21 protein-coding genes and 1 tRNA gene are annotated in these 23,685 nt (G+C 66.8%); 7 read left to right on the forward strand and 15 right to left on the reverse strand.

From position 1 onward, the window contains the following. Window positions 1–20: 20 nt before the first annotated feature. Window positions 21–1,049 carry an extracellular solute-binding protein gene (locus FS845_RS23690; protein ID WP_144640088.1) on the reverse strand — a complete coding sequence of 343 codons (1,029 nt, stop codon included), beginning with the start codon at window positions 1,047–1,049 and terminating at the stop codon, window positions 21–23. Between the two features lie 45 nt (window positions 1,050–1,094). Beyond that, window positions 1,095–2,930 carry a CocE/NonD family hydrolase gene (locus FS845_RS23695; RefSeq protein ID WP_144640091.1) on the reverse strand — a complete coding sequence of 612 codons (1,836 nt, stop codon included), beginning with the start codon at window positions 2,928–2,930 and terminating at the stop codon, window positions 1,095–1,097. A 243-nt stretch (window positions 2,931–3,173) separates the two neighbouring features. Between FS845_RS23695 and FS845_RS23700 the strand changes: the two genes are divergently transcribed. Continuing rightward, on the forward strand, window positions 3,174–4,106 hold the full coding sequence (locus FS845_RS23700; RefSeq protein WP_144640094.1) for a LysR substrate-binding domain-containing protein: 933 nt from the start codon (window positions 3,174–3,176) through the stop codon (window positions 4,104–4,106). 94 nt (window positions 4,107–4,200) lie between these two features. Here the strand turns inward: FS845_RS23700 and secG are convergent, their stop codons facing one another. The 3 genes from secG to FS845_RS23715 all read right to left on the reverse strand — a co-directional run bounded on the left by secG (window position 4,201) and on the right by FS845_RS23715 (window position 6,544). Continuing rightward, window positions 4,201–4,659 carry a preprotein translocase subunit SecG gene (gene secG / locus FS845_RS23705; RefSeq protein ID WP_144640097.1) on the reverse strand — a complete coding sequence of 153 codons (459 nt, stop codon included), beginning with the start codon at window positions 4,657–4,659 and terminating at the stop codon, window positions 4,201–4,203. A 21-nt stretch (window positions 4,660–4,680) separates the two neighbouring features. Further along, window positions 4,681–5,427 carry a triose-phosphate isomerase gene (gene tpiA, locus FS845_RS23710; RefSeq protein WP_144640099.1) on the reverse strand — a complete coding sequence of 249 codons (747 nt, stop codon included), beginning with the start codon at window positions 5,425–5,427 and terminating at the stop codon, window positions 4,681–4,683. 139 nt (window positions 5,428–5,566) lie between these two features. Further along, complete coding sequence (locus tag FS845_RS23715; RefSeq protein ID WP_144640102.1) at window positions 5,567–6,544, reverse strand: NAD(P)H-quinone oxidoreductase; 978 nt, start codon at window positions 6,542–6,544, stop codon at window positions 5,567–5,569. 195 nt (window positions 6,545–6,739) lie between these two features. Between FS845_RS23715 and FS845_RS23720 the strand changes: the two genes are divergently transcribed. From FS845_RS23720 to FS845_RS23730, 3 genes are all read left to right on the forward strand, one after another. Next, a tRNA-Ser gene (locus FS845_RS23720) sits at window positions 6,740–6,827 on the forward strand. 77 nt (window positions 6,828–6,904) lie between these two features. After that, window positions 6,905–7,375, forward strand: a complete 471-nt coding sequence (locus tag FS845_RS23725) for a hypothetical protein (protein WP_144640105.1) — start codon at window positions 6,905–6,907, stop codon at window positions 7,373–7,375. A 43-nt stretch (window positions 7,376–7,418) separates the two neighbouring features. After that, window positions 7,419–7,628, forward strand: coding sequence for a hypothetical protein (locus tag FS845_RS23730; protein ID WP_144640108.1), 210 nt, complete (start codon window positions 7,419–7,421; stop codon window positions 7,626–7,628). A 134-nt stretch (window positions 7,629–7,762) separates the two neighbouring features. Here the strand turns inward: FS845_RS23730 and FS845_RS23735 are convergent, their stop codons facing one another. Next, window positions 7,763–9,106, reverse strand: coding sequence for a ParB/Srx family N-terminal domain-containing protein (locus FS845_RS23735; protein WP_144640111.1), 1,344 nt, complete (start codon window positions 9,104–9,106; stop codon window positions 7,763–7,765). An 832-nt stretch (window positions 9,107–9,938) separates the two neighbouring features. On the opposite strand from FS845_RS23735, the gene FS845_RS26640 reads away from it, so the two are divergent. Both FS845_RS26640 and FS845_RS23745 read left to right on the forward strand, forming a co-directional pair. Next, complete coding sequence (locus tag FS845_RS26640) at window positions 9,939–11,033, forward strand: helix-turn-helix transcriptional regulator (RefSeq protein ID WP_186332398.1); 1,095 nt, start codon at window positions 9,939–9,941, stop codon at window positions 11,031–11,033. A 168-nt stretch (window positions 11,034–11,201) separates the two neighbouring features. Further along, the gene (locus FS845_RS23745) at window positions 11,202–11,789 is read left to right on the forward strand and encodes a PIN domain-containing protein (RefSeq protein WP_409929331.1); all 588 of its coding nucleotides are present in this window, start codon (window positions 11,202–11,204) and stop codon (window positions 11,787–11,789) included. A 164-nt stretch (window positions 11,790–11,953) separates the two neighbouring features. On the opposite strand, the gene FS845_RS23750 is transcribed toward FS845_RS23745, so the two are convergent. The 4 genes from FS845_RS23750 to rpsO all read right to left on the reverse strand — a co-directional run bounded on the left by FS845_RS23750 (window position 11,954) and on the right by rpsO (window position 16,670). Further along, window positions 11,954–13,171 (reverse strand): threonine ammonia-lyase, encoded by a 1,218-nt coding sequence (locus FS845_RS23750; RefSeq protein ID WP_144640119.1) that lies wholly within the window; start codon window positions 13,169–13,171, stop codon window positions 11,954–11,956. A 17-nt stretch (window positions 13,172–13,188) separates the two neighbouring features. After that, a complete protein-coding gene (locus FS845_RS23755; RefSeq protein WP_144640122.1) occupies window positions 13,189–13,920 on the reverse strand; it encodes a hypothetical protein in 732 nt (243 codons plus the stop codon). A gap of 222 nt (window positions 13,921–14,142) precedes the next feature. Next, window positions 14,143–16,296: a polyribonucleotide nucleotidyltransferase gene (gene pnp, locus FS845_RS23760; protein ID WP_144640125.1), complete on the reverse strand. Its 2,154-nt coding sequence runs from the start codon at window positions 16,294–16,296 to the stop codon at window positions 14,143–14,145. Between the two features lie 104 nt (window positions 16,297–16,400). Next, on the reverse strand, window positions 16,401–16,670 hold the full coding sequence (gene rpsO, locus FS845_RS23765; RefSeq protein ID WP_066132974.1) for a 30S ribosomal protein S15: 270 nt from the start codon (window positions 16,668–16,670) through the stop codon (window positions 16,401–16,403). Between the two features lie 265 nt (window positions 16,671–16,935). On the opposite strand from rpsO, the gene FS845_RS23770 reads away from it, so the two are divergent. Beyond that, window positions 16,936–17,460, forward strand: a complete 525-nt coding sequence (locus FS845_RS23770; protein WP_144640128.1) for a hypothetical protein — start codon at window positions 16,936–16,938, stop codon at window positions 17,458–17,460. Window positions 17,461–17,546: 86 nt separating this feature from the next. Here FS845_RS23770 and pssA read toward each other — a convergent pair whose 3' ends face one another. From pssA to FS845_RS23795, 5 genes are all read right to left on the reverse strand, one after another. Further along, window positions 17,547–18,323, reverse strand: coding sequence for a CDP-diacylglycerol--serine O-phosphatidyltransferase (pssA, locus tag FS845_RS23775; RefSeq protein WP_144640131.1), 777 nt, complete (start codon window positions 18,321–18,323; stop codon window positions 17,547–17,549). Between the two features lie 265 nt (window positions 18,324–18,588). After that, window positions 18,589–19,614, reverse strand: coding sequence for a TerC family protein (locus FS845_RS23780; RefSeq protein WP_144640134.1), 1,026 nt, complete (start codon window positions 19,612–19,614; stop codon window positions 18,589–18,591). 417 nt (window positions 19,615–20,031) lie between these two features. Continuing rightward, window positions 20,032–21,048: a ketol-acid reductoisomerase gene (ilvC, locus tag FS845_RS23785; protein ID WP_144640137.1), complete on the reverse strand. Its 1,017-nt coding sequence runs from the start codon at window positions 21,046–21,048 to the stop codon at window positions 20,032–20,034. Between the two features lie 67 nt (window positions 21,049–21,115). Beyond that, window positions 21,116–21,607 (reverse strand): acetolactate synthase small subunit, encoded by a 492-nt coding sequence (ilvN, locus tag FS845_RS23790; RefSeq protein WP_144640139.1) that lies wholly within the window; start codon window positions 21,605–21,607, stop codon window positions 21,116–21,118. A 13-nt stretch (window positions 21,608–21,620) separates the two neighbouring features. After that, window positions 21,621–23,336: an acetolactate synthase 3 catalytic subunit gene (locus FS845_RS23795; RefSeq protein WP_144640142.1), complete on the reverse strand. Its 1,716-nt coding sequence runs from the start codon at window positions 23,334–23,336 to the stop codon at window positions 21,621–21,623. Window positions 23,337–23,685: the final 349 nt, after the last annotated feature.

Below are 23,685 nucleotides of genomic sequence, written 5' to 3' on the forward strand. Positions count from 1 at the left end.
TCAGGCCCGCGCAGCGGCGGTCACCCCTTGAACGTCTTGTTCCACGCGTCCAGCATGGCCGCCTGGTTCTGCTGCAGATAATCCAGGTCCAGCTTCAGCATCTGGTCGCGCTGCTCGGGCGTGAAATTGATTTCACGGTCCAGCTCTTCCGGCAGCTTCACGTCGTCCACCGTGGGCAGATAGCCCATGCGGCTGGCGAAGGCCGATTGCGCGCTGGGCGACAGCATGGCGTCCAGGTAGCCGTACGCCAGCTTCTGCTGCCGGCTGTTGGCCGGCACGCCCGCTTCGTACGAGGTCGGGAAGCCGCCCTCGGTCGGCACCACGCGCGCCACCGGCACGCCTTGCTTGCGCCACATGTAGGCGCGCGCCGCGGCGATGATGGTGAACCAGATCTCGCCCGACTTCAGCGCCACGGCCACCGCCTCGGTCGAGGGCAGCACCTTGGCGTCGAGCGCCTTCAGTTCCTCGAGCTTGGCCTGGGCCGGCGCGAAATTGGTCGTGGACCCGCCTCCGACGACCGCCGCGATGGTCGTGTTCGTGGTGTACAGGAAGTCGCACAGGCCCACGCGGCCGCGCCACTTCGGATCCCACAGGTCGGCGAACGACTTGGGAGGCGTCTTCACCATGTCGGTGTTGTAGACGATGACGTGGGCCGAATAGATGTGGGGAATCGCGTGCGACTTCTTCAGGAAGGGCAGCACGTGCCGCGTGCGCGGCACGTTGTCGGTGTTGACGGGCGCCAGCGCGTTCATGCCGGCGGCTGCGTGGATGTCGAAGTCGGCCAGGCAGGCCACGTCCATGCTGCCGCGCCGCGAACTGCGTTCGGCCAGCAGCTTGGCGCGGCGCTGCATGGGCGCGCCGATGGCCTGGATGACGTCGACGCCCTTGGGCTGCATCAGCGCGTCGTCCACGGCCGCCTTGAGGATGTCGCCGAAGTCGCCGCCCCACGTCCCCACCACCAGTTGCTGGCGGGCCGCGAACGACAGCCCAGGGAACGCCGCGCCAGCCATGGCGGCGCAAAGCAGTTGACGACGGGTCAGGTGAGGCATGTCGGATCTCCGATCTCTATGGACGACGATGTGAGGCGAAACAGGTCAGGCCAGCTTGCGCAGTGGCAGCAGCAGGCGCGAGTCCTGCCCGGGACCGCGATGCACGGTCAGCCGCGGCGGACGGCCATGCGGAATCTGGCCGCAATGGTCGGCGTCCGCCCCCGCAAGCGAGACGCGGATGCGGCTGCCCGGCGAGAAGCGCCACGCCACGGGCAGCAGGGCGAAGCGGATCATCTCGGCCTGCCCCGGCACCAGCGGGCGGGCATCCTCGCGCCGGAAGGTGCGGAAGGGCCAGGAGGTGCGGAACATCGGCGGGCACGGCGCCTCCTTGCGATGCAGCGCGCGCAGCAGGCCTTCGGTCACGTAGCGCTCGCGGCCGTCGGGCTCGATCTCGGTCAGGTAGACGAACAGCGCCGCATCCGGCTCGCTGCTGGCGAGGTGCAGCTCGATCAGCGCGTGGCCGGCCAGCTCGTGCGCGCCATCCAGCGGCGCCGAGGTGTAGCTCAGCAGCTTGTCGGTCCGGCCGTGCCAGTCGGGGTAGTACTCGGTGCTGTTGATGGCGGCGATGCGCTCGTAGCGCGTGCCGTGGCCCGTGCCCAGCGTGAAGTCCACCTGATAGTCGTCCGAGCCGACGGCGTGCGCGGGTCGCGGGTCCAGCAGGCCGTCGCCGTTCAGGTGAAGTACGACCTGTTCCTGCTGCGGCGGCCATTGCTGCGCGCCGCGCCAGGCCTGCGCATGCAGGCTGAAGTAGTGCACCGGCGCCTCGTGCTGCAGGCCCGTGTCGCGGCCCATCAGGTAGTGATCGAAGAATCGCAGGATCTCGGTCAGCAGCGGAAACTCGGGCGACTCGGCGCGGCGCCAGGGCGACACGTCGATGCGCGCGCCGTGGTCCCATGGTCCCAGCAGCAGGTGGCGCGGGTTCTTGTCCAGCGTCAGGAAACGCGCGATGGCGCCGTTGGCATAGCCCGCGCCGTCCATCCAGCCGGACACTGACAGGATCGCCACGTCCTCGCGCGTGCCTTCGGCCACGGCATAGGGGCTGAACGAGGCCGAGCTGAAGGCCGGATCGTACGGCAGCGCCTCCTCGCGGAAGCGGAACTCGGGCATGAACTCGGTCTGGCGGAAATTGGCCAGGTGCTCGTGCACGGCCTGGCGCACCAGCGTGCCGTCCGCGTCCTCGTCCACCGGATGCGGGCCGCGCAGGTCCGGATTGGCGTAGTACACGAAGCGCGACAGCATCTCGCGGCGGTCGTGGTCCATGGCCACCATCAGGTCGTCGTAGCTCTGCGTCAGCGCCTTGAGCTGGATGCCGCCCGGGAAATAGTTGTCGGTATACGTGTCCCACACCGAGAACAGCGGCGCGATGGCCTTGACGGCGGGATGCCCCGTGCTGGCCAGGAAGTCCGAGGCCGCGCCCAGGTACGACACGCCCGTGGCGCCGAGCACGCCGTCCGACCACGGCTGCGCGATGACCCAGTCGGCCACCTCGCGGCTGTCCTCGCGCTCGCGCGGCGAGCGGAAGCTGTCGCGCGTGCCGAAGCTGGCGCCGGTGCCGCGCACGTCGATCACGACGACCGCATAGCCGCGCGGCACGAAGTAGTCGCGGAACTTGCCGGTGTTGGGATTGTTCTCGCCCGTGGCACCCTCGGCCATCTTGAAGCGGCGGTAATAGGGCGTGAAAAACAGCAGCGTGGGCAGCCTCGCGGGCGGCTCGCGGCCTGCTTGCGCCTGCGGCAGATACACGTCGATGGCCAGGCGGCAGCCGTCGCGCATCGTCAGGTAGCGGGATTGCGGCGCGGCGGGCAAGGCATATTCGGGCGGACGCGATTGCCCGTATTGCTGCGGAGAAACCTTCCAGGCGTCGATCGATTCTGCGGACATGGCACTACCGGTAATACGTTGCGGCGGGCGACATGCCGGCCGATCGAACGCATCATCGTCGCGTGCGGCGCCGCCGACCAAATACGCTTTGCCGATGCACCCATAGGAAAAAACGATGGTAGGGGCATGGCGGCGCCGACTGCCCGTCGTTATAGGGGTTATCTCTAGTGCATCCGGCGCGGGCAAGGCCTAGTCTGAGCCCTCGCGCCTGCTTCCCATAACGACAGCCTATCCCCCGACCCGATGGACTTGCGGCAACTGCGGTACTACGCCCGCATCGTAGAACTCGAAAGCATCACGGCCGCCGCCCAGGCGCTGCACGTGGCGCAACCTTCGCTCAGCCAGCACATCGCCAACCTGGAGGCCGAGCTGGACACGGTGCTGCTGCAGCGCAGCCCGCTGGGCGTACGTCCCACCGACACCGGCCTGGTGCTGTACCAGCACGCCAAGACCGTGCTGCGGCAGGTGGAGGAAGCCGGCGCGGCCGTGGCGCGCACGCGCGAGACGCCGTCGGGCCACGTCACCGTGGGCCTGCCGACCAGCACCTCGCGCGTACTGGCGCTGCCGCTGATCGACCGGGCCGCGGAACGGCTGCCCGGCGTGACGCTGGAACTGATCGAGGCCTCGACCTACAGCCTGGCCGAATCCGTGGCCACGCAGCGCCTGGACATGGCCATCGCCATGGAGGTGCGGCCGCGCCACGGCATGCGCACGGTGCCGCTGTTCGACGAGGAACTGATGCTGGTGGGCCTGCCGATCGAGGCACGCCAGCAGGCGATCAGCCTGGCCGATGCGGCCGCCCTGCCCTTGCTGCTGCCCAGCTTTCCGAATTCGGTGCGCGTGATCGTCGAGCGCGCATGCTCGGAAGCCGGCCTGCCGCTGACGCTGGTGGCCGAGACCAGCGCGGTCTCCATCCTGCTGACCTGCGTGCGGCACGGCCGGGGCTGGACGGTGCTGCCGTGGTCGGCGCTGGCCGAAGGCAACTCGGTGGCCCCGGACATCGTGGGCATCCCGATCCTGGACGACACGCTGCGGCGCCGCGCGGCGCTGTGCGTCTCGGCGGCCGCCGCGACCAGCCTGGCCTGCCAGGCCGTGGAACACGTGCTGGTCGGCCTGGTGCGCGAGCTGATCGAGGGAGGCAGATGGCGCGGGGCCAGGATGCGGCCCGCGGCATGAAAACGAACCAGCCTGGCGCGATACGGCGCCAGGCTGTCGGGGGTCGAGCACGCGGCGGGCGAACCTTGGGGTCGCGCGCCGGCGGGACGAAAGATTATTTGGCCGGAGCCGCGGGGCTGGCCGGCGCGGCGGGCGTTTCGGCCGGAGCCTTCGGCACCGAAGGATCGGCGGCGGGCGGCGTGGCGGGCGCCGCCGGAACCGAACCGGCGCCCGGCACGGACGACGGGGCGGCGCCACCCGGCACCTGGGGCACCGAACGGTCCTGGTAGTTCTGCATGACGCCGCTTTCGACGTTGCCGCCCGCGTTGCCGATATGCAGCGAGTGCGTGACGTACGCCAGGCCGGCGGTGGACACGAAGAAGACCACGGCGGCCCACTTGGTGGAGCGCGACAGGAAGTTGGCGGCGCCGGACGCGCCGAACAGGCTGCCGGCCGAGCCGGTGCCGAATGCCGACCCCATGTCGGCGCCCTTGCCCTGCTGCAGCAGGACCAGCACGATGATCGACAGGGCCGACAGGACCTGGATGATCATCAACACAGTATTGATAGACATGAAAAACTCCGAACGGAAACTTTAGGCTGCGGCGATGCGCAGGAATTCTTCGGCCACCAGCGACGCGCCGCCCACCAGGGCGCCATCGATGTCGGGCATGGCGAACAGGCTGGCGGCATTGGCCGCCTTGACGCTGCCGCCGTACAAAACCTGGACCTGGGGCACGCCCAGGCCTTGCAGGGCCACGCGGATGGCGCCGTGCACTTCCTGCGCCTGTTCGGGGCTGGCGGTGCGGCCGGTGCCGATGGCCCAGACGGGTTCGTAGGCCAGCACCATGCGAGCCAGGGCGTCGGCGCCCAGGGCCAGCACGGGGGCCAGCTGGCGCTGGATGATGCCCAGGGTGTTGCCGCCCTCGCGCTCTTCCAGCGATTCGCCCACGCAGACCACCGGCGTGATGCCGGCGGCCAGCGCGGCGGCGGCCTTGTCGGCCACCACCTGGTCGGTTTCACCGTGCAGCGAGCGGCGCTCGGAATGGCCGGCCAGCGCCCAGGTGCAGCCGAACTCGGCCAGCATGGCGGCGGAGACCTCGCCCGTGTAGGCGCCCTTCTCGTGCTTGCTGACGTCCTGCGCGCCCCAGGCGATGGAGCTGCCTTCCAGCAGCTGCTGCACCTGGCTCAGGTACGGGAAAGGCACGCACACCCCGAACTGGCAATGCGCGGCCGGGTCGGCGGTGCCCAGGGCTTCCAGCAGCGCGGCGTTCTCGGCCAGGGTGCCGTGCATCTTCCAGTTGCCCAGCACAAGGCGGGCGCGAGCTTGGGTGGTGGTCATGGGCAAGGATCTCGGAGGATCGTATTTCGAAGCGATCTTTGGAACGATCTCTGGATATCGGAAGACCGGAAAAGGAAAATCCCGGTCAAACCCAAGATTGTATCCTGTTGGCGCGCAACGCGCCTGCCCGTTACAGCCTTCAGACGGTCAGGATGATTTTGCCGATGTTTTCGCCCGACTCCATCATGGCGTGGGCCACGGCAGCCTGTTCCAGCGGCAGGGTCGCATGGATCACGGGCTTGATGGCGCCCGACTCCAGCAGCGGCCAGACGCGGGCCTGCAACGCGCGCGCGATCTGCCCCTTGAACGCCACCGGGCGCGGGCGCAGCGTGGAGCCCGTGATGGTGAGGCGCCGGCGCAGCACATGATTGCAGTCGACCTGCGCCTGGGCGCCGCCCAGCAGCGCGATGATGACGATGCGGCCATCGTCGGCCAGGCACTTGACGTTGCGGGGGATGTAGTCGCCCGCCACCATGTCCAGCACGACGTTGACGCCGGCGCCGTTGGTGGCCTCCAGCACTTCCTGCACGAAATCCTGTGTCTTGTAGTTGATGCCCTTGGTGGCGCCCAGCTCTTCGACGGCGCGCACGCGGTCGTCGCTGCCCACCGTGGCGTACACCGGGTTGCCCATGGCGCGCGCGATCTGGATGGCCGTGGTGCCGATGCCGCTGGCCCCGCCGTGCACCAGCAGCGCCTCGCCGTCGGCCAGCTGGCCGCGGTCGAACACGTTGCTCCAGACGGTGAAATAGGTCTCGGGCAGGCCGGCGGCCTCGATCAGGCTCAGGCCCTTCGGAATGGGCAGGCACTGCAGCGCCGGTGCCACGCAGTATTCGGCATAGCCGCCGCCCGCCACCAGCGCGCACACCTGGTCGCCGAGCGCCAGGCCGGCGGCCGCGGCGTCGCCCGCGACGATCTCGCCGGCCACTTCCAGGCCGGGCAGGTCGGAGACGCCCGGCGGCGGCGCGTAGTTGCCCTTGCGCTGGAACACGTCGGGCCGGTTGATGCCGGCCGCTGCCACCTTGATCAGCACTTCGCCCGGACCGGGCTCGGGCATCGGACGATCTACCGGCACCAGCACTTCGGGGCCGCCGGGCTTGGAAATCTCGATTGCACGCATGGGATTGCCTCCAACTTGGTTGAGACCGCCATTATCCCGTGCTTTGGTGCGATTGACGAAGCCGCCGCGGCCGCACGGCAGACGCCTGCCGTCCGTATGGATTATGATTGCAGCCCTTCAGTGACCAACGGCCGCGCACGCGGGCCGGCCCGCGATCCGGCAACGCCATCGCCGGCGATGATCACGAACGCAGCAGGAAGGATGGCAGAGTGGTCGATTGCACCGGTCTTGAAAACCGGCGATGGGCAACCATCCGTGGGTTCGAATCCCACTCCTTCCGCCAATTCCGAACCTGGGCGCCGTTCTTGCCTCTCGATGCTCGGCGTACCATTGCCCTCGTCCCTCGCAAAGGCACGAGCCATGACCCCCACGCTTTTCCACGATGCGCTGGATGAACGGCGTCTCATGCGCCCCGCATTCCTGCAATCGCACGCCTACGCGGCGCGGGTGTTTCCGGACGTACTGGACAGGGATGCTTTCGACGCCCTCGCCGTGATGGCTGGCACGGCCGGCGAAGCCATACTCGTCCATCACGCCGAATTCGGAAAATCGCCGGAAACGATCCGCGCGGCCGACCCGGACGATGCCTGGAACGCGTTCTTCCAGATTTCCCACGGGGATGCCATCCTGGAATTCGCGACGGGCGCGCTTTACGCCTGGCTGCCGGCCGGCGAGCGCTTTCACGCCGTATTCGGCCAGCCGCAGATAATCGACCGCCTGGGCGATGCCAGCAAATTGGCAGACGCATTTTCCGAGTTCGTCGAAGATAGCGGCCTGACCGAACAAGGAAGGCGGTTCCTGCGGGAGGCTTATGCGCGATATACGGTTTGAACTGGTGAAACGCCTGTTTCCCGCCAGGCCCCACGCGCGCCGCGTGCCTCGCCAAGACGAGTTTCCACCCGGGTCCGAGTTCCACATCAAGGAATTCGACATCCCGCTGGTGCATATTCCCGGCCAGGGCTGGTTCAACTGGTTCGGCGGCGCGCCGCGCGCCTATGACGTCACCGGGCTGAAACTCGGCAACAACTGGCCGGCCCGGGATTTCCAGGAATGGGCCGCGCTGGTTGAATCGTCGCTGCCCTGAATATCCACCCGGAAGAACGTCTTGTCCGCGCATTCCCCACCCAAATGACGAAGGGGACGGTCTCCCGTCCCCTTCCTGCCGATGCTATCCGACCTTAAGCAGCAGGCTTCAGGTCAAGACCCAGGCATTTCAGCTCAGTACCCCCAGCACGTACCCGCCGCAGGCTTGCCGCACATGCGGTAGTGCACCGCGAACCACAGCTTGCCGGCCTTGCGCGAGGTGCCATCGGTCTTGACGTCGCTGCGGGTGCTGTCCTTCAGCTCGCCCACGGCGTCGCTGGTGGCGTCCTCGCCGCCGACCAGCTTGATGTGGCCCAGCTTGCCGGCGGTGTAGTCGCCGTAGATCACGTCGGTGTCGTTCAGCGTCATCATCTGGCGCGTCACGTCGCGAACGGCGGCCGAGTAGCTGTCGTTGCTGCCGCCGATGGCCAGGCTGTTCTTGTTGATCGTGCTTTCGCCCAGCGCCGTGTTCAATTCGGCGGTCGTCGTGGCGGTCAGTTGGTAGCCGGACAGCGGCTTGATCAGCGTGCCGGGCAGCGCCTGCTGGCGGCGGATCCAGTCGCCCCACAGGAACTCGGCGAACTCGGGCAGATCGCCCTGAGAGTAGGCGATGTCGCGCGTGAAATAGACCAGCGAGCGGTAGCGGTCTTCGGACATGCCGCCCGGCTCGGTGCCATTGGCCAGGCCCAGGCGGATCGGCAACTGGTCGACGGTGATGGGGTTGTTGTCGCCGTCCACCAGCCAGGTCTTGCGCTCGTCGACCATCTTCTGCCAGAAGGCTTCCTTGGTCTTGATGTCGCTATAGTTGGCCGACACGCGGACGTATACCTCGAGCTCGGGGCCGCCGTCGAAGATCTCGCGCAGCGCGCTGAACGAGTGGTGGCCGTCGGTCAGGTACAGGTTGCCGTCGTAGCCGACCACGACCGTCTTCATCACGGCCTTGTCGTCGGCATCGGCGCCGGGCGTGCTTTCGCACTGGAACGTGGTGGGATCCGCCAGCGTCGCCGCGCGTGCCTGGGCGATGGTGTCGAAGCCGCCGAAATCATGCTGGCCGGTGTCTTCGCAGTAGTCGCCGAACTTCTTGCCGACGGTATCGTTGATGTAGTCCAGCTGGGAATCGGGATCGGCCGCCCAGGTGGGACGGTCGAAGTCGCCCTGCCAGCGGCCGAGCTTGTAGTAGATCTGGTCATAGCCCAGCGCCGGCTGCGTGGGGATCAGCTCCTTGATCCTGACCTTCAGGATGTCGCCTTCCGCGGCCTTCAGGTAGGCCTGGTTGCGGGTGTCGACGGGCGGTGTGCTGTCTTCCGGCGCCGGTTGCGTGACGGGCGGCGTGTTGTCGGCCACTTCATCATCGTCGTCATCGTCGCTGCCGCCGCAGGCGGCCAGCGCCAAGGGGATCAGCGCCAGCGCGGCCAGGCGGGCGGCGCGACGCCGCAGCAGGGACCAGGGGTGGGACGGAGATGAAGTCTGGATAGGCATGACGCTCTTACGCTCTGTCGACTGTTAAGGAGGCTGTCATCCTGTCGTTGCATTGTGTCACCACTATTGCAATAAACGAATTCGTCGCAAATCCGCATCGGGGCCGGGTGGTATAGTTGCCGCCTCTTTCGGCCGGTGCCTCGGCACGAAAGCCCGAGTGGTGAAATCGGTAGACACAAGGGACTTGAACAATTTGAGCCTTCGGGGGGAAACGCCCGAAGTGACGCCCGTCAAAGTCGGCGAACGCCCTGGATGCTCCGGCATCCGAGCCAACGCCGAGCCAAGCCCAGGCAGCCGCCCGGGAAGGTGTAGAGAGCAGACGGCGGGCACCTACGGCCGCCAGGCTATGGTGAAGGCGTGCTCCAGACCACGAACGCCCACATATCCCGGGCGGCGGCGAAAGCCGAAGTGGCAAGAAAATCCCTCGCCGCAAGGCGTGCCGGTTCGATTCCGGCCTCGGGCACCAATCCGGAAGCCGCCCCTGCCCACGCAGGGGCGGCTTTTTTCGTATTCCGCCCTGCTGCGATCAAACTGCCGGCGCGATGGATCGAAAAGCGTCTCCATGCAGATTCCTGGAGGCGTCATGCACAATGACGACGCTGCCGCATGTCATGCACAGCGCAGTCCGGCAAATACTTACGCTCCTACCGGAATAATCGCCGGATTCCGCCCGCACGCCCTGCGCAATATGGGCAGCCCCGCATTCCATTCACCCGACCCTTTCCACATAACCCCGTTCAGGGTTATATCTACGGGATTCATCCGCGTTGTTATCGTTATCATCGGCGAGGAAAAATCACCCGCAGGTCCACTGCGCAATCCGGTACAGGGCATGGACGCAACCACGAGGGAAGAGGCAGAGATCGTCGGCAAGCTTTATTCCGGAATCCTGCATACCGAACGCTGGCACGCCGCGCTGAAGGCCGTCACCGAATACGTCGGCGGACAACACGCCACGTTGATCCTGCTGGAGCCGCCCGGCAAGGTGGTGGTGGCCGACACGCCCGACCTGCCCTCTCCCGTCGTCGACGACTACGACGCCTATCACGTCGCGCACGATCCGGCGCGCGAGCCGCCGGCCCGGCCCGCCGCGGCTTCCCGCCCCGGCGGTCCGCGCGGGCTTGGCCATCCGCGCATCCCTGCGTCGGAGTTCTACCAGGATTTCTTCCATCGCCACGACATGGGCGCCCTGATGTGCGCGCCCATGGTCCGGCTGCCCAGCGCCGAGTGGTACATCTCGTTCCAGCGCGCCAGAGAGCGCGGACCGTTCGCCGCCGAGGACGAGCGCGCGCTGCTGCGCCTGGTACCGCACCTGCGCGAATCCGTGCGGCTGCGGCTGCGCCTGACCGACATGGAGCGCCAGGCGGCGCTGGCCAGGGCCTCGATGGACGCCATCGCCGCGCCGCTGCTGATCGTCGACGCGGAAGGCCACGTGATGCTGGCCAACACCAGCGGCGACCAATGGCAGGCGCAACATGGCAAGCGGCTGCGCACGCACTCGCAGTGGCAGCGCATCCTGCAGACGGCCTGTGGCCGGGCTGGCCCTGCGCGCGCCGCGGCATTCCGCCTGCACACGTCCGGCGAGGACTACGTCGTGGCCACGCCGCTGGCCCCCGACCACCGCTACGCGGCCGCGCACATGCAGCCGCTGGCCATGGTGCTGGTGCGCAGCGCCTCGGGGCAGCCGCTGTCGCTGCAGGAGAGCCTGACGGACATCTTCCGGCTGACGCCGGCCGAGGCGCGCCTGCTGGAACTGCTGCAGCAGGACCTGAGCCTGGCGCAGGCCGCGGAATCGCTGGGCGTGTCCTACGCCACGGTGAAGACGCAGCTGGCCTCGCTGTTCCAGAAGACGGGCACGCGCCGCCAGGCCGAACTGCTGCTGCTGGTGACCCGCCTGAGCATGGCGGCGGTGCAGGGAACGCAATAAAGACGGTCCGGGCCAGGGCACCACGGTTTCAGCGGACCGGGGCCTGATCGCCCCGGACATGCGGCGCCCGAAATGCCATGACGCCGCGGGCCGGATTTGCCGAATCCCTGCCGTTGGCGCCACAATCGCGGCACCTCCCAGGCCGCCGCGCCGCCCTGCTCCATGCCCATGCCCATCGCTTCCCCTCCCTTCGTCGTCCTGGACGCCTGCGTGCTGATGTCCACCGTGCTGCGCCGGCTGCTGCTGCGCGTGGCCGACCTGGGCGTCTTCCAGCCGGTCTGGACCGAGCGTATCGGCGAGGAATGGCGGCGCAACGCCGCGCGCCTGTGGCAGATGCCGCAGGACATGCTGGTCGCGCAATGGGACGACATGAACCGGCGCTTTCCCGGGGCGATGGAATCGGACATCCAGGCCTACGAGGCCGTGCTGCGCTACAGCGATCCCAAGGATTTCCACGTGATCGCGGCGGGCCTGGCGCGCCGCGCACGCTGCGGGCTCCAGGCCACGCCCACCGTGCAGGTGATGACGTGGAACCTGAAGGATTTCAACCGCTCGGAACTGCGCCGCCAGGGGCTGGACGCCTATGCGCCCGATCATTTCCTGGCGCAGTGGTGGCAGGCCGATGCGCAGCGGCTGGATGCCGCCGTGCGGCAGGTCTCGCAGGACTACGTGGCGCTGGGCCGCGAACCCGAGCCGCTGGAGAACACGCTGCACCGCGAAAGGCTCTATCGACTGAAGAGGCTGGTGACGGCGTAGGCGTCCGGATACGCAGGCACGGTGCAGTACGGCGCCGCCTGCACTTCGACGCGTGTCGGGCGACGCGCTCCGCCATCGCGTCTTCTCCGGCACGGTTCCGATGCGCCCCGTCGAAGCGGAGCCAGGCCACGAACCAAAGGGGACGTTCCGGCGCCCCGGCTTTTTCAATGGTCGTGGTTGCTCGCCGCGAACCCCGCCGCGTTCAGCACCTCGATCACTTCCTGGATATGCTCGGGCCCGCGCGTCTGCAGCACGAAATCCACCTCGACGTTGCGGGCGGGCAGCGCCGTGAAGGCACGCTGGTGGTGGACCTCGGTGATGTTGGCATGCGCGTCCGCGATCAGCTTGGTGGCATGCGCCAGCGCGCCCGGCAGGTCGCGCAGGTCGACGCGGATGCGCGCCAGGCGGCCGGCTCGCACCATGCCGCGCTCGATCAGTTCGCCCAGCATCAGCGGATCGATGTTGCCGCCCGTCAGCACCAGGCCGATGCGCTTGCCGCGGTAATCGGTGCGCCCCGCCGCCTGGGCCTGCAGCAGCGCCGCCAGGCCCGCGGCGGCCGCGCCCTCGACGACGGTCTTCTCGATTTCCAGCAGCACCACGATGGCATGCTCGATCTCGCCCTCGCTGACCAGTTCGATGCGATCGACCAGGCGTCGCACGACCTGCTCCGTCAACGTGCCGGGCGACTTGACCGCGATGCCTTCGGCGATGGTGTAGGCGCCCGAGGCCATGGGCACGCCCTGCATCGCGGCGTACATCGACGGAAAGCGCTCGGTCTGCACGCCCACGATCTCGATGGCTGGCTTGAGCGCCTTGGCGGCCGTGGCGATGCCCGAGATCAGGCCGCCGCCGCCGATGGCCACCACCAGCATGTCCAGGTCGGGCTGGGCCTCCAGCATTTCCAGCGCCAGCGTGCCCTGCCCCGCCATGACCGCGGGATCGTCGTACGGATGGATCATGACCAGGCCGCGGCTCTGCGCCAGCTCGTAGCCGTGTGCCTTGGCGTCGTCGAAGGTATCGCCGGCGAGCACGACCTCGGCGCCGAAGCGCCGCGTGTTGGCCACTTTCACGGTGGGCGTGAAGCGCGGCATGACGATGACCGCGGGCACGCCCATGCGTTGCGCGTGATAGGCCACGCCCTGCGCATGGTTGCCGGCCGACACCGCGATGACGCCCTGCCTGCGCTCGGCTTCCGACAGCGCCAGCATGCGGTTGAGCGCGCCGCGCTCCTTGAACGAGGCGGTGAACTGCAGATTCTCGAACTTCAGCCAGATCTCGGCGCCCAGGATGTCGGACAGCGTGCGGGAATGGGTGAAAGGGGTTTGCAGCACCTGCCCCCGCAACTGGGTGCGGGCGGCTTCGATGGCGGCGAGGTCGATCACGATAAGGTCTTTCCGGTTCAGCGCACGGGCAGGAAATTGAAGAACAGCAGCCCTTGCGCGTAATTGATGCCGATGCGCCGCGTGTTTTCGCCCAGCAGATTGGCGATGAGGTCGAGCCGTCCGATGAGGGCACCGAACTCGCGCTCGAAACTCAGGTTGATGGCCTCGTCCGACATCTCGTTGGCCAGCAGCAGCGGTCCGCCCTGCGGACCGCGGCGCGAGGCCAGCAGCCACGCGGCGGCCTCGACATTGCGAGCGGCATTGTAGATCCGCTGGCCGTCCAGCGCGTCGGTGGCATAGAAGCGCGTCTTGCCGTCGTGCGCGGCCAGGATGGTGTCGGCCAGTCCGTAGACGAAGGCGGCCACGCGGTCGCCCTGGTAGGCCGGGTCCAGCGCCACCGCCAGCACCTGGATGTCTCGCAGACCCGACAGCCCGGGAGGCGCGCGGCGCTGCTCGATCATGCCGCGCACGCGGGCCACGGCGGCCGCCTGGTCGGCCTGGCCGGCCTTGCGCCATTCGCGTGGATTGCGCCGGTAGAGCTTGTCCAGCAGCGTGTACAGGCTGGACAGGTTGTCGCGCATGGCCAGCGTGACCGTCCGGTTGAAGTCGGTTTGCATCAGCTGGTCGGCCGACATGCCTTCCTGGCGCGGCCCCTTGGACGGCACGGTGCCCTGTGGCATGACGCAGCCCGCCAGCAGCAGGGCTGCGGCCAGTCCAAATATGCGCGCCGTCGGCAGCCAGGTCGCCATCGTGCTCCGTCTGAAAGGGATACGTCGCCAGCACGCCGCGCCGCGGCCTGCCGCCAGCAGCCCATCGCGTGGGATCGCCCATCGAGGGTGGCATGACTTTACCGTAAAACCCCCATGCGGCCGCAACCGTGGCCCAAAAAGCACAAGGCCCCCGCCGGAAACCGGAAGGGGCCTTGCGTGGCCGGAAGGGCTCGCGGTCCAACCGGACCGCGCACCGCCGGATTACTCGGCTTGCGGAGCCGGCGCGGCGTCAGCGGCCTGGGGCTGCTGCTGCTCGATGCCGCCGATGGCCTTGACGGACAGGCGCAGGCGGCCCTTGTCGTCGGCCTCGATGACCTTCACGCGAACCGCCTGGCCGACCTTCAGCACGTCGTTGATGTTGGCGATTCGGTAGTTGGCGATCTCGGAGATGTGCAGCAGGCCGTCGCGGCCCGGCAGCACTTGCACGATGGCGCCGAAGTCCAGCAGGCGCAGCACCGAGCCGTCGTAGATCTGGCCCACCTCGACGTCGGCGGTCAGCTCGACGATGCGGCGCTGGGCTTCCTTGGCCTTGCTCTCGTCCACGCTGGCGATGACGATGGTGCCGTCGTCGGAGATGTCGATCTGCGTGCCGGTCTCTTCGGTCAGCGCGCGGATGGTGGCGCCGCCCTTGCCGATCACGTCGCGGATCTTCTCGGGGTTGATCTTGATGGTCAGCATGCGCGGCGCGAAGGCCGACAGCTCGCCACGCGATTCGCCCAGGGCTTCGCGCATCTTGGCCAGGATGTGCAGGCGGCCTTCGCGCGCCTGCTCCAGGGCAACCTGCATGATTTCCTTGGTGATGCCCTGGATCTTGATGTCCATCTGCAGGGCCGTGATGCCGTTGTCGGTGCCGGCGACCTTGAAGTCCATGTCGCCCAGGTGATCTTCATCGCCCAGGATGTCGGTCAGCACGGCGAACTTGCCGTTGTCCAGGATCAGGCCCATGGCCACGCCGGCCACGTGGTCCTTCAGCGGCACGCCCGCGTCCATCATGGCCAGCGAGCCGCCGCACACCGAGGCCATCGACGACGAGCCGTTGGATTCGGTGATCTCGGAGACCAGGCGGATGGTGTACTGGAAGTCTTCGGCAGCCGGCAGCAGCGAGACCAGCGAGCGCTTGGCCAGGCGGCCGTGGCCGATTTCGCGGCGCTTCGGCACGCCGATGCGGCCCGTTTCGCCGGTGGCGAAGGGGGGCATGTTGTAGTGCAGCATGAAGCGGTCGCGGTACTCGCCCATGAGCGCGTCGATGATCTGCTCGTCCTGCTTGGTGCCCAGCGTGGCGACGACCAGCGCCTGCGTTTCGCCACGGGTGAACAGCGCGCTGCCGTGCGCGCGCGGCAGCACGCCCAGGCGCACGCTGATCGGGCGCACGGTGCGGGTGTCGCGGCCGTCGATGCGGGGCTCGCCGTTCAGGATCTGGCCGCGCACGATGCGGGCTTCCATGTCGAACAGCACGTTGTCCACGGTGACGCCGTCCGGCGCCGATTGGCCGGCGGTGGCGGCCTGCTCGGCCAGCTTGGCGTGCACGTCGGCGTAGACTTCGCGCAGCTTGGTGGTGCGGGCCTGCTTCTCGCGGATCTGGTAGGCGGCGACCAGGCCTTCCTGGGCGGCGGCCGACACGGCGGCGATCAGCGATTCGTTCTTGGCGGCGGGCTTCCAGTCCCAGTCGGGCTTGCCGGCTTCGCGCACCAGGTCATGGATGACGTTGATGACGGTCTGCATCTGCTCGTGGCCGTAGACCACGCCACCCAGCATCACTTCTTCGGACAGCTGCTTGGCTTCGGATTCGACCATCAGCACGGCGGTTTCGGTGCCGGCGACGACCAGGTTCAGGTCCGAATCATTGACCTGCGTAGCGGTCGGATTCAGGACGTACTGGCCGTTGATGTAACCCACGCGCGCGGCGCCGATCGGGCCGTTGAACGGGATGCCCGAGATGGCCAGCGCGGCCGAGGCGCCGATCATGGCGGCGATGTCGGGATCGATTTCCGGGTTGACGGACAGCGTGTGCAGGACAACCTGCACGTCGTTGTAGAAGCCTTCCGGGAACAGCGGACGCAGCGGACGGTCGATCAGGCGCGACGTCAGGGTTTCCTTCTCGGACGGCTTGCCTTCGCGCTTGAAGAAGCCACCGGGGATGCGGCCCGCGGCGTAGGTCTTCTCGATGTAGTCGACGGTCAGCGGGAAGAAATCCTGGCCAGCCTTGGCCTTCTTGGCGGCCACGACGGTGGCCAGGACAACGGTATCCTCGATCGAGACCACGACGGCCCCGGATGCCTGGCGAGCGATCTCGCCGGTTTCCAGCGTGACCGTGTGCTGGCCGTACTGGAACGTTTTGGTGACTTTATTGAACATGACGGATATCCCTTGCAAATAAAAAACCGTGGCCGCTGCGATAGATCGCACCGACCACGGTTGCTATGGGGAGCCTATACCCCAAGGGGAGCCAGCCCCGTCGATCACTTGCGCAGACCGAGTTTTTCGATCAGAGCGCGATACGAGTCGGGATTGCGGCCCTTGAGATAGTCGAGCAGTTTGCGGCGGCGGCTGACCATGCGCAGCAGACCGCGGCGCGAGTGATGGTCCTTCATGTGTTCTTTGAAGTGACCGGTCAGTTCGTTGATACGGGCGGTGAGCAGAGCCACCTGAACTTCGGGGGAACCGGTATCGCCTTGAGCGCGCTGGAATTGCGAGACGATTTCAGACTTTTTGATGTCAGCGACAGACATTGATGACCTCTTCGGACATGCGGCAGGGCCGAGGCGCCCAGCCGTGGGTTGGCAAATAGCGCGCAGGCCATCCCGCGCGCCGTATTTCTGGTAGTGCTCTTCTGTACTGCCTTTCTGGTACTGCTAGTGGATACTTCTTCGGTGCTTCTCAAACAACGATGCCCGACAACGTTCGTCGGGCAAAAAGCATTGTAGCCGATTCGTTAGAATGTCCCAAACCCGCGCGCCCGTCCGCGCCCTGCAAGTCGCTTCCAGGAGACAGGCCATGTCGCCCATCCGTCCGCTTGCCCGCTGTTTTGCCCTGACGGCCGCCGTGGCCGCCCTCTCCGCATGCACCACCATGGTGCAGGACGTCCCACCGGGCGCGCCGGTCGCCACGGCCGAGGCCCAGTTCGGCCGGGCCAACTTCAGCTGCACCAAGCCCGACGGCGGCCAGCGCGCCATCTGGACCCAGCAGCCGATGGGCCAATATGCCTGGGGCACCGACGTCACGCCCGACGGCCGCGTGGTCCGCATGGAGGCGCTGCTGACCGACGAGCACTTCAAGAAGCTGGCCGACGGCACCGAATGGACCGCCCAGCGCGTGCAATGCGAATTCGGGCCGCCGGCCCGCATCGACCAGGTGGGCATGCCCAGCGTGCGGGAAGTCGTGTGGGCCTACCGCTACCGCCAGGAAAGCGTGTGGAATTCGCTGATGTACGTGTACATGGGCCGCGACGGGACGCGCGTCACGCGCTTCCACCCCGGGCCGGATCCCATGTATGACGACGACAAGTTCGGCCTCTGGTGAGCCAACCCCGAAAACGAGACGGGGCACCCAGGGCGCCCCGACGCGGCAAGCGGACGGGCCGATGACGACCCTGCCCTGAAAGCCCCTCAGACCGGCGGCACGCGCCGGCGCTCCTGCTGCAGGCGGCGGGCGCGATTCCAGCGCCAGGCCATCACCACCCAGCCTGACAGGCCATACAGCACGAACAGGCCGAACAGCACCACCGGCGGATCGCTGGACACGAACACGAACACCGCCACCACGACCAGGATGCCCCAGAAGGGCACGCTGCGGCCCAGGGCGAAGCTCTTGCCGCTGAAGAACGGCGCGTTCGACACCATGGCCACGCCGGCATACATGGTAATGATGAAGGCTGCCCACGCCATGAAGGTATCGTGGATGGGCAGCTTGTTGTCGATGGCCAGCCAGACGAAGCCCGCCACCAGCGCGGCCGAGGCCGGGCTGGGCAAGCCCTGGAAGAAGCGCTTGTCGACCACGCCGATGTTGGTGTTGAAGCGGGCCAGGCGCAACGCCGCCCCCGCCACGTAGACGAAGGCCGCCAGCCAGCCCCAGCGGCCCAGGTCCTGCAGGATCCATTCGTACGCCACCAGCGCCGGCGCCACCCCGAAGGACGTCATGTCGGACAGCGAATCGTACTGTTCGCCGAAGGCGGACTGCGTGTTGGTCAGGCGGGCCACGCGCCCATCCATGCCGTCGAGCACCATGGCCACGAAGATGGCGATGGCCGCCGTCTCGAACCGGTCGTTCATGGCCTGCACGACGGCGTAGAACCCCGCGAACAACGCGGCCGTGGTGAAGGCATTGGGCAGCAGATAAATGCTGCGATGGCGATTCTCGGGATCGCGCATGGAAAATTGGGGCATCAGTGGCTAGGACTCGCACATACCGGGGACAGCTGACAGGTTAACCCATGTCCAGCCCTTGCGCGCCGGGGATATGCGACATTGCATGCTGCGGCGCGACATCCTGAAAGCTTCCACGTGGCGGACTCGGCTTGCCGCTCCATTTAAGCGTCCCCTTTCCTGCAATGGGGCGGACCCACGGAAAATAATGCCTCACGTGAAATACCCCCGAAGTCGAATCCATGCCCGACTTCGGAGGCAGTTCGACGAAGGCCGCGCTCCTGGATCAGGAAGCCTTCTTTTCACCGTCCTTGCCCTTGCCACCGAAGGGATAGGCGCCGCCGGCGGACTCGCCCGTCCTGGCCGGGATGAGCAGCGACAGGATCATGGTCACCGCCAGGATGGTGCCCGTGCCCAGCAGGGACCACATGACCGGGATCTTGTAGATGTCGATAAGCAACATCTTCGTCCCGATCAGCACCAGCACCAGGGCCAGGCCGTAGGGCAGCAGGTGGAACCGCTCGTGCATGCCGGCCAGCAGGAAGTACATGGCGCGCAGGCCCAGGATCGCGAAGACGTTGGAGGTCAGCACGATGAAGGGGTCGGTCGTGATCGCGAAGATCGCCGGGATCGAGTCCACCGCGAACACCACGTCGACGATGCCGATCAGCAGCACCACCACCAGCATGGGCGTGGCGATCTTCCTGCCATCGATCTTCGTGAAGAAACGCTCGCCGTCATAGTCGGGCGAAATCGTCAGCTTGCGGCGCACCCACTTCAGCGCAGGGTTGTTCTCCAGGTCGGGTTCCTGGCCCGCGGCCCACCACATCTTGATGCCGGTAAAGACCAGGAAGGCGCCGAAGACGTAGAGAATCCAGTGGAACTGCGCGATCAGCCAGGCCCCCACCAGGATCAGGATGCCGCGCAGCACCAGCGCCAGCAGGATGCCGATCATCAGCACGCGCTTCTGGAACTCCGCCGGCACCGCGAAGTAGCTGAAGATCAGCAGGAAGACGAAGATGTTGTCGACGGCCAGCGCCTTCTCGACAAGGTAGCCGGTGATGAATTCCAGCGCCTTGTCATTGGCCAGTGCGCGTGCGGCCGCGTCCTCTCCCATGCCGCCCAGGCCCCACCACAGCAGGCCGACGAACACGAAACTGGTTGCCACCCAGATCAGGGACCAGACGGCGGCAGCGCGGATGGAGACTTTTTGGGCGCCCTGGCGATTGAGGGCGAAGAAATCGAGAAGCAGTGCGACGATCACGAAAACCGTGAACAACGACCACAGCAGTGGCGTACCGACAGATACCATGACGAGACCCTTTATGACGGGATGGGAGGATGTAAAAACCCATGCCGGTCTCGCCAGCCGCGTTCGTGACGCGGACCACAGTGCCGGGATTCCGAGGCGGCGACAACGGCCACCCGGCTTCCGTACTGACGACACTGCAGGAGCCCAAACTTCAGACTCCGGCTACTCCCCGAGAGAGTGAATCGCGATTACATCAATCCCGGCGTCACCTGTCAACTACATTCAGAATTCAGTCAGAAAACGTCGCCCCCCCCCCCTGCCATGCTGGCTGCCTCTTCCTTGTCATGCCCGGCGCAAAAGAAAACGGCACGCCCGGACAGGCGTGCCGTATGGTGCCAGGTTGCCGACCGAAGCCGGCCTGGTTCGATACCCGGCGCGGTAGGTGGACCCGCAGGCCCACCTACCGCGCCGCGGGCATCAGTTCTTGGTCTTGTCGACCAGCTTGTTGGCGGCGATCCAGGGCATCATCGCGCGCAGTTTCGAGCCGACCTGCTCGATCTGCGATTCGGCGTTGATGCGGCGGCGCGAGGTCAGCGTCGGGGCGCCGGCGGCGTTTTCCAGGATGAAGCGCTTGGCGTACTCGCCGTTCTGGATGTCCTTCAGGGCCTGGCGCATGGCGGCGCGCGTGTCGTCGGTCACGATCTTCGGGCCGGTCTCGTACTCGCCGAATTCGGCGTTGTTCGAGATCGAGTAGTTCATGTTGGCGATGCCGCCTTCGTAGATCAGGTCGACGATCAGCTTCAGTTCGTGCAGGCACTCGAAGTACGCCATTTCGGGCGCGTAGCCGGCTTCCACCAGCGTATCGAAGCCGGCCTTGATCAGTTCGACGGCGCCGCCGCACAGCACGGCCTGTTCGCCGAACAGGTCGGTTTCGGTTTCTTCGCGGAAGTTGGTCTCGATGATGCCGGCACGGCCGCCGCCGTTGGCGCTGGCGTAAGACAGGGCCACGTCACGCGCGGCGCCCGACTTGTCCTGGTAGACGGCCACCAGGTGCGGCACGCCGCCGCCCTGGCTGTAGGTGCCGCGCACGGTGTGGCCGGGGGCCTTGGGCGCGACCATGATGACGTCGATGTCTTCGCGCGGCACGACCTGGCCGTAGTGCACGTTGAAGCCGTGGGCGAAGGCCAGCGCGGCGCCGGCCTTGATGTTGGCGTGCACTTCGTTGCGGTAGACCGAGGCGATGTTCTCGTCGGGCAGCAGCATCATGACGATGTCGGCGCGCTTGACGGCGTCGGCCACTTCGGCGACTTCCAGGCCGGCGTTGGCGGCCTTGTTCCACGAGGCACCGCCCTTGCGCAGGCCGACCACGACCTTGACGCCCGAATCATGCAGGTTCAGGGCGTGGGCATGGCCTTGCGAGCCGTAGCCGATGATGGCGACGGTCTTGCCTTTGACGAGGGAGAGATCGCAGTCTTTGTCGTAGAAAACTTTCATGGGTTGCTCCGGTATCTTCGAATGTTTGATGTGTTGAATGCGGGATTTGTTTGGCGCGGCGCGCCGCTCAAAGCTTGAGAATGCGTTCGCCGCGGCCGATGCCGGACACGCCGGTGCGCACGGTTTCCATGATGGCGCTGCGGTCCAGGGCCTCGATGAAAGCCTGGATCTTTTCCTGGTTGCCGGTCAGTTCGATGGTGTAGGACTTGTCGGTCACGTCGATGATGCGGCCGCGGAAGATGTCGGCCATGCGCTTGACCTCTTCGCGTTCCTTGCCCACGGCGCGAACCTTGATCAGCATCAGTTCGCGCTCGATGTGGGCGCCTTCGGTCAGGTCGACCACCTTCACCACGTCGACCAGGCGGTTCAGGTGCTTGGTGATCTGTTCGATCACCTCGTCCGAACCGACGGTGACGACCGTCAGGCGCGACAGCGTGGCGTCCTCGGTGGGCGCCACGGTCAGCGTCTCGATGTTGTAGCCGCGCGCGGAGAACAGGCCGACCACGCGCGACAGCGCGCCGGGTTCGTTCTCCATGAGCACCGAAATCACGTGTTTCATGATCGCTTTCCTCCTACAGGTCTTCGGAACCGAGCAGCATCTCGGTCAACCCGCGGCCGGCCTTCACCATCGGCCACACGTTCTCGGTGCGGTCGGTGATGAAGTCCAGGAAGACCAGGCGATCCTTGTGCTTCACGAATGCTTCGCGCAGCGCCGGCTCGACGTCGGCGGGACGCTCGATGCGCAGGCCCACGTGGCCGTAGGCCTCGGCGACCTTGACGAAGTCGGGCAGCGAATCCATGTACGACTCGGAATAACGCGAGCCGTAGTCGATCTGCTGCCACTGCCGCACCATGCCCAGGAACCGGTTGTTCAGGCACACGATCTTGGGCGTCAGGCGGTACTGCTGGCAGGTCGAGAGCTCCTGGATGTTCATCTGGATGGAGGCCTCGCCCGTGATGCAGGCAACCTGCGCGCCCGGGTTGGCCATCTGCACGCCCATGGCGTACGGCAGGCCCACGCCCATGGTGCCCAGGCCGCCGGAGTTGATCCAGCGGCGCGGGTCGTTGAAGCGGTAGTACTGCGCGGCCCACATCTGGTGCTGGCCCACGTCGGAGGTGACGAAGGCATTGCCGCCGGTCACTTCCCACAGCTTCTCGACCACGAACTGCGGCTTGATGACCTCGTCGGAATTCGCGTACTTCAGGCACTCGCGGCCACGCCAGGCCTCGACCTGCTGCCACCACTTCTCGATGGAGGCGGGCCTGGTTTCGGCGCGGGCGGTTTCGTACTGCGCGATCAGGTCCTGCAGCACGTCCTTGACGTTGCCCACGATGGGGACGTCGACGCGCACGCGCTTCGAGATCGACGAGGGGTCGATGTCGATGTGGATGATCTTGCGCGCGTTCTGGGCGAAGTGCTTGGGATTGCCGATGACGCGGTCGTCGAAGCGCGCGCCGATGGCCAGCAGCACGTCGCAGTGCTGCATGGCCATGTTGGCTTCGTACGTGCCGTGCATGCCGGGCATGCCGACGAACTGGCGGTCGCTGGCGGGCATGGCGCCCAGGCCCATCAGCGTGTTGGTGACGGGCGCGCCGAGCTGTGCCGCGAGCTGGCGCAGCTCGGTGGAGGCCTCGGACAGGATCACGCCGCCGCCCGTGTAGATCATGGGCCGCTCGGCCTGCAGCAGCATCTGCACGGCCTTCTTGATCTGCCCCTGGTGGCCCTTGTTGACGGGCGCGTACGAGCGCATGCTGATCTCGCCCTTGGGCGGCACGTACTTGCAGGGGGTGAGCGTGATGTCCTTGGGAATGTCGACCAGCACGGGGCCGGGACGGCCGGTGCGCGCGATGTAGAACGCGCGCCGCATGGTCTCGGCCAGGTCCTTCACGTCGCGCACCAGGAAGTTGTGCTTGACGCAGGGACGGGTGATGCCGACCGTGTCGCACTCCTGGAAGGCGTCCTCGCCGATGGCCGCCGTGGGCACCTGGCCGCTGATGATCACCATCGGAATGGAGTCCATGTACGCGGTGGCGATGCCGGTGACGGCGTTGGTGACGCCCGGGCCGCTGGTGACGATGCACACGCCGACCTTCTGCGAGGCGCGCGAATAGGCATCGGCGGCGTGGACGGCGGCCTGCTCGTGCCTCACCAGGATGTGCTGGAACTTGTCCTGCTTGAAGATTGCGTCGTAGATGTAGAGCACCGCGCCGCCGGGATAGCCGAAGACGTGTTCCACGCCCTCATCGGCCAGGCAGCGCACGACGATATCGGCGCCATTGGTTTCCATGTTGTATTCCTTTCATAACCGGCCCTGCTCGCCTGGCTGCTGCCCGCCCTGATACGGCGGCAACTGAACGAGAACCGTCTCGACAACATGACCGGCGCTTAGCGACTCACGGAGCCACGCCACCCGGACACCCTGCCGACCCGGCACGCGCCCGTCAGGATCGCAGTGCAAAACGCCCGGAGTGCGGACGTCGGAGGTCGAAATGGAAGCCTTGGCAACACACGCTTTTGGCGCGGCCAACGGCAGATAATGCTGGGGCGGGCAGACCGGTAGGTGGTCCGGCGGGCCCGCTGTCCCGCGCGCCGGTACGGATAGGCTTCCGGCGCAAGCGGGGAACTTTACCGCGTTG

Source organism: Bordetella genomosp. 13 (assembly GCF_007679965.1).
Classification (GTDB): Bacteria; Pseudomonadota; Gammaproteobacteria; order Burkholderiales; family Burkholderiaceae_B; genus Bordetella.

Excerpts from the sequence above, each read along its gene's own strand:
- FS845_RS23780 (WP_144640134.1), bottom strand. The coding sequence starts at position 19,614 with ATGGTATCTGTCGGTACGCCACTGCTGTGGTCGTTGTTCACGGTTTTC.
- FS845_RS23770 (WP_144640128.1), top strand. The coding sequence starts at position 16,936 with ATGTCGCCCATCCGTCCGCTTGCCCGCTGTTTTGCCCTGACGGCCGCC.
- FS845_RS23735 (WP_144640111.1), bottom strand. The coding sequence starts at position 9,106 with ATGCCTATCCAGACTTCATCTCCGTCCCACCCCTGGTCCCTGCTGCGG.
- ilvN (WP_144640139.1), bottom strand. The coding sequence starts at position 21,607 with ATGAAACACGTGATTTCGGTGCTCATGGAGAACGAACCCGGCGCGCTG.
- FS845_RS23700 (WP_144640094.1), top strand. The coding sequence starts at position 3,174 with ATGGACTTGCGGCAACTGCGGTACTACGCCCGCATCGTAGAACTCGAA.
- FS845_RS23690 (WP_144640088.1), bottom strand. The coding sequence starts at position 1,049 with ATGCCTCACCTGACCCGTCGTCAACTGCTTTGCGCCGCCATGGCTGGC.
- rpsO (WP_066132974.1), bottom strand. The coding sequence starts at position 16,670 with ATGTCTGTCGCTGACATCAAAAAGTCTGAAATCGTCTCGCAATTCCAG.
- FS845_RS23795 (WP_144640142.1), bottom strand. The coding sequence starts at position 23,336 with ATGGAAACCAATGGCGCCGATATCGTCGTGCGCTGCCTGGCCGATGAG.
- secG (WP_144640097.1), bottom strand. The coding sequence starts at position 4,659 with ATGTCTATCAATACTGTGTTGATGATCATCCAGGTCCTGTCGGCCCTG.
- FS845_RS26640 (WP_186332398.1), top strand. The coding sequence starts at position 9,939 with ATGGACGCAACCACGAGGGAAGAGGCAGAGATCGTCGGCAAGCTTTAT.
- pssA (WP_144640131.1), bottom strand. The coding sequence starts at position 18,323 with ATGCCCCAATTTTCCATGCGCGATCCCGAGAATCGCCATCGCAGCATT.
- ilvC (WP_144640137.1), bottom strand. The coding sequence starts at position 21,048 with ATGAAAGTTTTCTACGACAAAGACTGCGATCTCTCCCTCGTCAAAGGC.
- tpiA (WP_144640099.1), bottom strand. The coding sequence starts at position 5,427 with ATGACCACCACCCAAGCTCGCGCCCGCCTTGTGCTGGGCAACTGGAAG.
- FS845_RS23755 (WP_144640122.1), bottom strand. The coding sequence starts at position 13,920 with ATGGCGACCTGGCTGCCGACGGCGCGCATATTTGGACTGGCCGCAGCC.
- FS845_RS23715 (WP_144640102.1), bottom strand. The coding sequence starts at position 6,544 with ATGCGTGCAATCGAGATTTCCAAGCCCGGCGGCCCCGAAGTGCTGGTG.
- pnp (WP_144640125.1), bottom strand. The coding sequence starts at position 16,296 with ATGTTCAATAAAGTCACCAAAACGTTCCAGTACGGCCAGCACACGGTC.
- FS845_RS23745 (WP_409929331.1), top strand. The coding sequence starts at position 11,202 with ATGCCCATCGCTTCCCCTCCCTTCGTCGTCCTGGACGCCTGCGTGCTG.
- FS845_RS23725 (WP_144640105.1), top strand. The coding sequence starts at position 6,905 with ATGACCCCCACGCTTTTCCACGATGCGCTGGATGAACGGCGTCTCATG.
- FS845_RS23695 (WP_144640091.1), bottom strand. The coding sequence starts at position 2,930 with ATGTCCGCAGAATCGATCGACGCCTGGAAGGTTTCTCCGCAGCAATAC.